Source organism: Bradyrhizobium sp. INPA03-11B (genome assembly GCF_040446015.1).
In the GTDB taxonomy this organism is placed as follows: Bacteria; Pseudomonadota; Alphaproteobacteria; order Rhizobiales; family Xanthobacteraceae; genus Bradyrhizobium; species Bradyrhizobium macuxiense_A.
Genome location: NZ_JASGSR010000207.1, coordinates 1 through 8,209, shown reverse-complemented (window position 1 = coordinate 8,209; position 8,209 = coordinate 1). Strand labels below are relative to the sequence as shown.

Genomic DNA, 8,209 nt, shown 5'->3' with positions numbered 1-8,209 from the left:
CAGCTAGAAATTACCTCGCCGTCGTCACTCTTGCTGCTATCGTCCTATGGATGCGGTAACTGTCCACACCACCTAGACCGTGGCCGGCTTGAGCTGCACCGATTCGCCGCAGCCGCAGGCGGAAACCTGGTTCGGGTTGTTGAACACGAACTGGGCCTGCATCTTGTCGGCCACGTAATCCATCTCAGTGCCGAGCAGGAACAGCACGGCCTTCGGATCAACCAGGATCTTCACGCCCTTGTCCTCGACCACTTCGTCGGTCGGGCGGATCTCGTGGGCGTATTCGACGGTGTAAGACTGTCCGGCGCAGCCGCCATTCTTGATGCCGACGCGCAGGCCGACGATCTGCGAATCGGCGCGCTTGGTCAGCTCGGTGATCCGCTCCGCCGCCGCATCGGTCAGCTTCATGACCTGCGGGCGCGGCCGCTTCGGCTTGGCTGGGGTTGGTGAAACTTGCGTCATGTCACTCATGTGGTCAGTCCCAGCGGCAAATCAATTGCCGGTCTTCTTGAGCCTAAGTCTATTCCCCTAACGCATCACCACATATTGAGGACGAGGCGCGCCTCGTCCGACATCCGGTCCGGCGTCCAGGCCGGATCCCAGACCAGATTGACGTTGACGACACCGACGCCGGGAACGCTGGCGACCGCGTTCTCGACCATGGTCGGCAGCTCGCCCGCGGCCGGGCAGTTCGGCGTGGTCAGGGTCATCAGGATGTCGACCGAGCGATCATCCTTGAGATCGACCTTGTAGATCAGGCCAAGCTCGTAGATGTCGGCCGGGATTTCCGGGTCGAACACCGTCTTCAGCGCCGCGACGATCTCGCCGCTCATGCGCTCGGTCTCCTCCGCCGGCAGTGCCGAGGTGGTTTCCATGGTGGCCGTCTTGACTTCGGCTGTATCGGTCATGCGAACAATTCCCGCGCCTTGATCAGCGCCTGCGCCAGATGGTCGACTTCTTCCCTTGTATTATACATCCCAAAGGATGCGCGGCAGGTGGCCGTGACGTTGAACCGCTCTAAAAGCGGCATCACGCAGTGGGTGCCGGCGCGCACCGCAATGCCCTGGCGGTCGATCACGGTCGCGACGTCGTGGGGATGCGCCCCCTTCATCTCGAACGAGATCACCGGGCCCTTGTTGCGGGCGGTCCCGATCACGCGCAGCGAGTTGATCTCGCGAAGGCGCTCCTGCGCATAGGTGAGCAGCTCGTGCTCATGCGCGGCGATGCGCTCCTTGCCGATCGAATTGACGTAGTCGATGGCGGCGCCGAGCCCGATCGCCTCGACGATCGGCGGCGTCCCGGCCTCGAACTTGTGCGGCGGATCGCCATAGGTGACCCAGTCCTTGGCCACTTCACGGATCATCTCGCCGCCGCCGTTGAACGGCCGCATCGCCACCAAGAGATCGTGCTTGGCGTAGAGCGCGCCGATGCCGGTCGGGCCGTACACCTTGTGGCCGGTGAAGGCGTAGAAATCGCAATCGAGGTCCTGGACGTCGATCGGCAGATGCACCGCGCCCTGCGCGCCGTCGACCAGCACCGGAATGCCGCGGGCGTGGGCGAGCCGCACCACTTCCTTGACCGGAACCAGCGTGCCGAGCGCGTTCGACATCTGGGTGATGGCGACGATCTTGGTGCGCGATGTGAGGAGCTTCTCGAACTCCTCGATCAGGAAGTTGCCTTCGTCGTCGACCGGCGCCCACTTGATCACGGCACCTTGGCGCTCCCTGAGGAAGTGCCACGGCACGATGTTGGAGTGGTGCTCCATGATCGAGAGGACGATCTCATCGCCCTCTTTGATATTCTCTCCGCCCCAGGACGACGCCACCAAATTGATCGCCTCGGTGACGTTACGGGTGAAGACGATCTCTTCATTGCGGCGCGCGTTGATGAACTGCGCGACCTTGCCACGGGCGCCCTCATAGGCCTCGGTCGCGGCATTGGCGAGGTAGTGCAGGCCGCGATGCACGTTGGCGTATTCGCTCTTGTAGGCCTCGGTCATACGGTCGAGCACCGCATTCGGCTTCTGCGCCGAGGCGGCGTTGTCGAGATAGACCAGCGGCTTGCCGTAGATCTGCATGGCGAGCGCCGGGAAATCCTGTCGCACCAGGGCGACGTCGTAAGAACCGTTGGCGACCGCCTTGTGCATGCTCACGCCCTTGCTTCCAGCCAGCGCTTCGCGGTGGCAATTGCGACCTCGCGCAACGCGTCGCTGGCGATGCTCTCGATCGCCTCGCCGACGAAGGCCTGGATCAGCAGCGCCTGCGCTTCCTTCTCTGGCAGTCCGCGGGCGCGCATGTAGAACAACAGGCTCTCGTCGAGCGCACCGGTGGTCGCACCGTGACCGCAGGTGACGTCGTCGGCGAAGATCTCGAGCTCCGGCTTGTTGTCGGCTTCCGCGTCATCGGACAGCAGCAGCGCGCGGGTCATCATTTTGGCGTCGGTCTTCTGCGCATCCGGACGGACGATGATGCGGCCCTGGAACACGCTATGGGCACGGTCGTCGACGACAGCCCGGAATATCTCGCGGCTCGCGCAGTGCGGCACCGCGTGATCCATGAACAGCGTGGTGTCTGCGTGCTGCGTGCCGTTGATCAGATTGACGCCGTTGGTCTCGACCTTGGAGCCCACGCCGGCGCAGGTCACCGTCAGCTGATAGCGGCTGACATGACCGCCCGAGGTCAGGCCGAACGTGTTCAGGTGGGCGTGCGCGCCGAGTGAAATCGTCGCCGAGGAAATGTTGAAGGCATCGATGCTGTCTTCGACCAGCCTGATGTGATCGAGCCGCGCATTGTCGCCGATCGCGACGATCAGCCCGTCATGCGCCTGGTAGGCCTTGGCGCCCTCACCAGCGAGATAGCTCTCGACCAGCGTGACATTGGTATCGCGGCCGAGCCGCAGCAGCGAGCGCGTGAACATCGAGGCCGGCGCCGTACCCGATGCAACATGGACGATGTGCAGCGGCTGCGCCAGCACCGTGCCGTCGGCGATCTCGATGACGACGCCATCGGTCGCCATCGCGCCGTTCAGCGCAATCATCGGATTGGAGATGTCAGTGGCAAAGGCCTGCGCCGAGAGCGCGCCATCGCCGGCGTCGAGCACCTCGCGCAGTGGGCGGATGCCGAGCCCCTTCTCGAGGCTGCCGAGATCGGACAGATCAGGCGCAAACGCGCCATCGACCAGCACCAGGCGGCGTACGCCGTCGATCGCCCGCAGCTTGGCGGCGGCTGCTGCGCGACCCAGCGCCGCAGCATCCGGCGCAGGCGCCAGCGGCAGCACCTCGCGCATCAGCGCGCGCAAATCGGTGTACTTCCAATCCTCAATCCGGCGATGCGGCAGGCCCGAGCGCTCGTAAGCCTCGAATGCCTGGCGGCGCTGATCGGCGATCTTGCCCTTGCCCGGCAGATGGTCGCGGGCAACGGCGAATGCATCGCCCAGCGCGCGCCCGGTCTCGGTCTTTGCGACAACGTTCATTTGAAAACCCGTACTTGTCAGGCAGCGTCTTCGAACTGCGCGTAGCCGGACTCTTCCAGCTCCAGCGCCAGTTCCTTGCCGCCGCTCTTCACCACCCGGCCCTTCGACATCACGTGCACGAAGTCAGGCACGATGTAGTTGAGCAGCCGCTGGTAGTGAGTGATCACGACCATCGCGCGGTCCGGCGAGCGCAGCGCGTTGACGCCGTCGGCCGCGATCCGCAGCGCGTCGATGTCGAGGCCGGAATCCATTTCGTCGAGGATGCAGACGGCCGGCTCGAACAGCGCCATCTGCAGGATCTCGTTGCGCTTCTTCTCGCCGCCGGAGAAGCCGACATTGACGCCGCGCTTCAGCATGTCCTGCGGAATGTTCAGCGACTTGGCGACTTCTCGGACCTTCTTGAGGAAGGCCGGCGACGAGATCTCGTCCTCGCCGCGCGCCTTGCGCTGGGCGTTGAGCGCCGCGTGCAGGAAATTCCAGGTGGTCACGCCGGGGATCTCGACCGGATACTGGAACGCCAGGAACACGCCCTTGGCGGCGCGCTCGTTGGGCTCCATCTCCAGGAGGTCCTCGCCCCTGAACAGGATCTGGCCGCCGGTGACTTCATAGCCGGGCTTGCCGGCGATGACGTGGGACAGCGTCGATTTGCCGGAGCCGTTCGGCCCCATGATCGCGTGCACCTCGCCTGGGTTCACCGTGAGCGACAGCCCGTGGAGGATCTCACGTTCCTCGACACGAACCTTCAGATCTTTCACTTCCAGCAGAGACATCTGATTTTTCCTGAGCATCATCCGCGAGGGCGCGTCGGCCGCGCCCGCAAGCGGGATGGATTAGCCAACCGAACCTTCAAGGCTGATCGAGATCAGCTTTTGCGCTTCCACCGCGAACTCCATCGGCAGTTGCTGCAGCACGTCCTTCACGAAGCCGTTGACGACGAGGCCGATGGCTTCCTCCTGCGAGAGCCCGCGCTGGATGCAGTAGAACAGCACGTCCTCGGAAATCTTCGACGTCGTCGCTTCATGCTCGAACGTTGCCGAGGAGTTCTTGGCCTCGACATAGGGCACGGTGTGCGCGCCGCACTTGTCGCCGATCAGAAGCGAGTCGCAGGCGGTGTAGTTGCGCGCGCCGGTCGCCTTGCGATGGGCGCTGACGAGGCCGCGATAGGTGTTCTGCGACTTGCCGGCGGCGATGCCCTTGGAGATGATCCGGCTCGACGTGTTCTTGCCGAGATGAATCATCTTGGTGCCCGAGTCGACCTGCTGGAAACCGTTCGAGATCGCGATCGAGTAGAACTCGCCGCTCGAATTGTCGCCGCGCAGGATGCAGCTCGGATACTTCCAGGTGATCGCCGAACCGGTCTCGACCTGGGTCCAGGAGATCTTGGAATTCTTGCCGCGGCAATCGCCACGCTTGGTGACGAAATTGTAGATGCCGCCCTTGCCTTCCGAATTGCCCGGATACCAGTTCTGCACCGTCGAATACTTGATCTCGGCGTCGTCGAGCGTGACGAGTTCAACCACGGCCGCGTGCAGCTGGTTCTCGTCGCGCTGCGGCGCGGTGCAGCCTTCGAGATAGGAGACGTAGGAGCCCTTGTCGGCGATGATCAGCGTGCGCTCGAACTGGCCGGTGTTGCGCTCGTTGATGCGGAAATAGGTCGACAGTTCCATCGGGCAGCGCACGCCCGGCGGCACGTAGACGAACGAGCCGTCCGAGAACACCGCCGAGTTCAGCGTCGCGAAATAGTTGTCCGAGGTCGGCACCACGGTGCCGAGATATTTCTGCACCAGCTCGGGATGCTCGCGGATCGCCTCCGAGATCGGCATGAAGATCACGCCGGCCGCCTTCAGCTCCTTCTGGAAGGTGGTCGCAACCGAGACCGAATCGAACACGGCATCGACCGCGATCTTGCGATTCGCCGACGGCGGTCCGCCCGGCGGGGGCTCGACGCCCTCGAGGATCGCGACCTCGCGCAGCGGGATGCCGAGCTTCTCGTAGGTCTTGAGGATTTCCGGATCGATCTCGTCGATCGAAGACAGCGTCTTCTTCGGCTTCGGCGCCGCGTAATAGTAGATGTCCTGATAGTCGATCTTCGGATAGTCGACGCGGGCCCAGGTCGGCTCGGTCATGGTCAGCCAGCGGCGATATGCCTCCAGGCGCCATTCCAGCATCCAGGCCGGTTCATTCTTCTTTGCTGAGATGAAGCGGACGGTGTCTTCCGACAGCCCCTTCGGGGCCTTGTCGGACTCAATCAGCGTCTCAAACCCATATCGATACTGGTCGACGTCGATGCGCCGGACGCGCTCGACCGTCTCTTGTACAGCAGGCATTCATATCCTCCGCTCGCGGTTTCAAGGACCGCGGTGGATCTCAGTTCCGAAAATCTCTTACGATGCTTTGACGACGAAATCCGCTTAGAACAGTTCAAGCTGTGTTTCGTCGTTCCCCCTTAACTAAGGTATCGGCGAGCTTTCGCCAAGCCTTGAGGGTCAAATCCACGTCTGTCTCCGTGGTAGACCAGCCAAGACTGAGCCGCACCGCTCCTTGGGACACCTCCGAACGGTATCCCATTGCCTCCAGAACGTGGGACGGCTGGACCTTGCCCGATGAACAGGCGGAACCGGAGGACACCGCTACCCCGCCGAGATCGAATCCGATCACGGCCGTTTCGGCCTTCATCCCCGGCGCGGTGAAAAGAACGGTATTCGGCAACCGTTTCACGTCATCGGAGAACACCAGCACATCAGGCGTCTGCCGCAGCCCGTGCTCGAGCCGGTCGCGCAGCCCCCTGACGCGGGCGGCGTCGGCCTTCAACGCCGCCATCGCGGCCTTCACGGCCGCACCAAAGCCTGCGATCCCCGCGACGTTCTCGGTCCCTGCCCGCCGCCCGAGCTCCTGCCCGCCGCCGCGCAGGAACGCCTCCAGTCCTTCGATGCCTTCGGCGAGCACCAGCGCGCCGGTGCCCTTCGGTCCACCGATCTTGTGCGCCGACAGCGTCACGAGATCGGCCTGGGCCGAAGCGAGGTCGAACGGGATCTTGCCGAACGCCTGGATCGCATCGACATGCAGCAGACCGCCGGCCGCGTGGACGATCGCGGCGACATCGGCCACCGGCTGGATGGCGCCAGTCTCGTTGTTCGCCAGCATCACCGAAACCAGCGCGGCCGGACCATCCGCCAGCAGCGCGCGCAGGTGACCGAGATCGATCACCCCGGCGCGCGTGACATTGACCGTGCCGATCGCTTCACGGGAAAACCGCCCACCCGCGAGGACGGATGCATGCTCGATCGCGGACGCCAGGAGCCGCTCGACCGGCGCGCCCGCACCACGGCGCATTCCCGGCGTCAAGGCCAGCGCATTGGCTTCGGTCCCGCCGGAGACAAACACGACGTCCTGCGGCCGGCCGCCGACCGCCTTGGCCACCGCGTTGCGCGCATCCTCGACCAGCCGGCGCGCGCGGCGTCCCTCGCTGTGCACCGAGGACGGGTTGCCGCTCAACTCCCACGCCGCAGCCATCGCCGCCTTCGCTTCCTGGCGAAGCGGCGTGGTGGCATTCCAGTCGAGATAGACGCGATCGGCCATCGAGCTTGTCCGCGGCAACCACCGTGGTTGCGGCCTTCCACTGCGACATAACGACAGTCGGGCAGCGAGACCAGATCAGAGTGAGATTTTTCACGCGCACGGAAACCTCACCTGTGTTGCCAGGCAAGACATCCGTTTGCGGCGAGCGCGATAGCAATGTGACAAACCAAAACTTCAGGTGGCTAACGAACAATTCGGCGCGTTGATCCGGATCGCGCGGCGCCGCGCGGATTCACGCCGGCCAAGCGGCACAATTTCCTTGATTTTTGCCCCTTGCGTCATGCTAGAAGGCCCTCCAGCGTGCCGCCCGGCGGCGCCTGTGCCGATTTCATCATGAGCCGCCCTGTTCGCGCCCCGTCGCTGAAGATGGCTCCAACCGGTTGATTGATCGACGTCAATCAAGGGAACGCGTCAATCAAGGGAACACAATGCCTGAAGTCATTTTCACCGGCCCTGCTGGCCGTCTCGAGGGCCGCTATCATCCGGCCAAGCAGAAGAACGCGCCGATTGCGATGATCCTGCATCCGCATCCGCAGTTCCACGGCACGATGAATCACCAGATCGTCTACCAGTGCTACTACGCGTTTGCGCATCGCGGCTTCTCGGTGCTGCGCTTCAACTTCCGTGGCGTCGGCCGCAGCCAGGGCTCGTTCGATCACGGCACCGGCGAATTGTCCGACGCGGCGAGCGCGCTCGACTGGGCGCAGGCGATCAATCCCGAGGCGCGTGCCTGCTGGGTTGCGGGCTTCTCGTTCGGCGCATGGATCGGCATGCAGCTCTTGATGCGCCGGCCCGAGGTCGAGGGCTTCATCTCGATCGCGCCGCCCGCCAATCTCTATGACTTCTCGTTCCTCGCGCCCTGCCCGTCGTCGGGCCTGATCGTGCACGGCGACAAGGATGCCGTGGTGCCGCCCAAGGACGTCAACACATTGGTCGAGAAGCTGAAGACGCAGAAGGGCATCGTGATCGACCAGCAGGTCATCCCGGGCGCCAACCATTTCTTCGACGGCAAGCTCGAGCCGCTGATGGAGACGGTGACCGGCTATCTCGACATGCGGCTGGCTAACGTCCGCTGACGCGCTTGTAGCAACCATTAAGTCGTGACGCCGGTTTCGCGCCAAGGCGTCCCGCGCTGTACGACGGTGTTGGCATAGATCAG

At 63.8% G+C, this 8,209-nt stretch carries 8 protein-coding genes; 1 reads left to right on the top strand and 7 read right to left on the bottom strand.

What is annotated here, in order from left to right; genetic code table 11:
- Window positions 1–72 precede the first annotated feature (72 nt).
- From QMZ05_RS39535 to QMZ05_RS39505, 7 genes are all read right to left on the bottom strand, one after another.
- Window positions 73–462 (bottom strand): iron-sulfur cluster assembly accessory protein, encoded by a 390-nt coding sequence (locus tag QMZ05_RS39535; RefSeq protein WP_353705678.1) that lies wholly within the window; start codon window positions 460–462, stop codon window positions 73–75.
- Window positions 463–536: 74 nt separating this feature from the next.
- On the bottom strand, window positions 537–908 hold the full coding sequence (locus QMZ05_RS39530; protein ID WP_021081118.1) for an SUF system Fe-S cluster assembly protein: 372 nt from the start codon (window positions 906–908) through the stop codon (window positions 537–539).
- Window positions 905–2,152 carry a cysteine desulfurase gene (locus QMZ05_RS39525; RefSeq protein WP_353705677.1) on the bottom strand — a complete coding sequence of 416 codons (1,248 nt, stop codon included), beginning with the start codon at window positions 2,150–2,152 and terminating at the stop codon, window positions 905–907. Before QMZ05_RS39525 ends, QMZ05_RS39530 begins: the two co-directional genes overlap by 4 nt.
- Window positions 2,149–3,471 carry a Fe-S cluster assembly protein SufD gene (gene sufD, locus QMZ05_RS39520; protein WP_353705676.1) on the bottom strand — a complete coding sequence of 441 codons (1,323 nt, stop codon included), beginning with the start codon at window positions 3,469–3,471 and terminating at the stop codon, window positions 2,149–2,151. The genes QMZ05_RS39525 and sufD overlap by 4 nt, the downstream gene beginning before the upstream one ends.
- Window positions 3,472–3,488: 17 nt before the next feature.
- Complete coding sequence (gene sufC, locus QMZ05_RS39515; protein ID WP_353705675.1) at window positions 3,489–4,241, bottom strand: Fe-S cluster assembly ATPase SufC; 753 nt, start codon at window positions 4,239–4,241, stop codon at window positions 3,489–3,491.
- A 60-nt stretch (window positions 4,242–4,301) separates the two neighbouring features.
- Window positions 4,302–5,798, bottom strand: a complete 1,497-nt coding sequence (sufB, locus tag QMZ05_RS39510) for a Fe-S cluster assembly protein SufB (protein WP_353705674.1) — start codon at window positions 5,796–5,798, stop codon at window positions 4,302–4,304.
- Between the two features lie 94 nt (window positions 5,799–5,892).
- A complete protein-coding gene (locus QMZ05_RS39505; RefSeq protein WP_353705673.1) occupies window positions 5,893–7,050 on the bottom strand; it encodes a cysteine desulfurase family protein in 1,158 nt (385 codons plus the stop codon).
- A 428-nt stretch (window positions 7,051–7,478) separates the two neighbouring features.
- Between QMZ05_RS39505 and QMZ05_RS39500 the strand changes: the two genes are divergently transcribed.
- Window positions 7,479–8,126: an alpha/beta hydrolase gene (locus tag QMZ05_RS39500; protein WP_016843213.1), complete on the top strand. Its 648-nt coding sequence runs from the start codon at window positions 7,479–7,481 to the stop codon at window positions 8,124–8,126.
- The last annotated feature ends 83 nt before the right edge of the window (window positions 8,127–8,209 follow it).

Coding starts and splice junctions, on each gene's coding strand:
- QMZ05_RS39530 (WP_021081118.1), bottom strand. CDS start 908: ATGACCGATACAGCCGAAGTCAAGACGGCCACCATGGAAACCACCTCG.
- sufC (WP_353705675.1), bottom strand. CDS start 4,241: ATGTCTCTGCTGGAAGTGAAAGATCTGAAGGTTCGTGTCGAGGAACGT.
- QMZ05_RS39535 (WP_353705678.1), bottom strand. CDS start 462: ATGACGCAAGTTTCACCAACCCCAGCCAAGCCGAAGCGGCCGCGCCCG.
- sufB (WP_353705674.1), bottom strand. CDS start 5,798: ATGCCTGCTGTACAAGAGACGGTCGAGCGCGTCCGGCGCATCGACGTC.
- QMZ05_RS39505 (WP_353705673.1), bottom strand. CDS start 7,050: ATGGCCGATCGCGTCTATCTCGACTGGAATGCCACCACGCCGCTTCGC.
- QMZ05_RS39500 (WP_016843213.1), top strand. CDS start 7,479: ATGCCTGAAGTCATTTTCACCGGCCCTGCTGGCCGTCTCGAGGGCCGC.
- sufD (WP_353705676.1), bottom strand. CDS start 3,471: ATGAACGTTGTCGCAAAGACCGAGACCGGGCGCGCGCTGGGCGATGCA.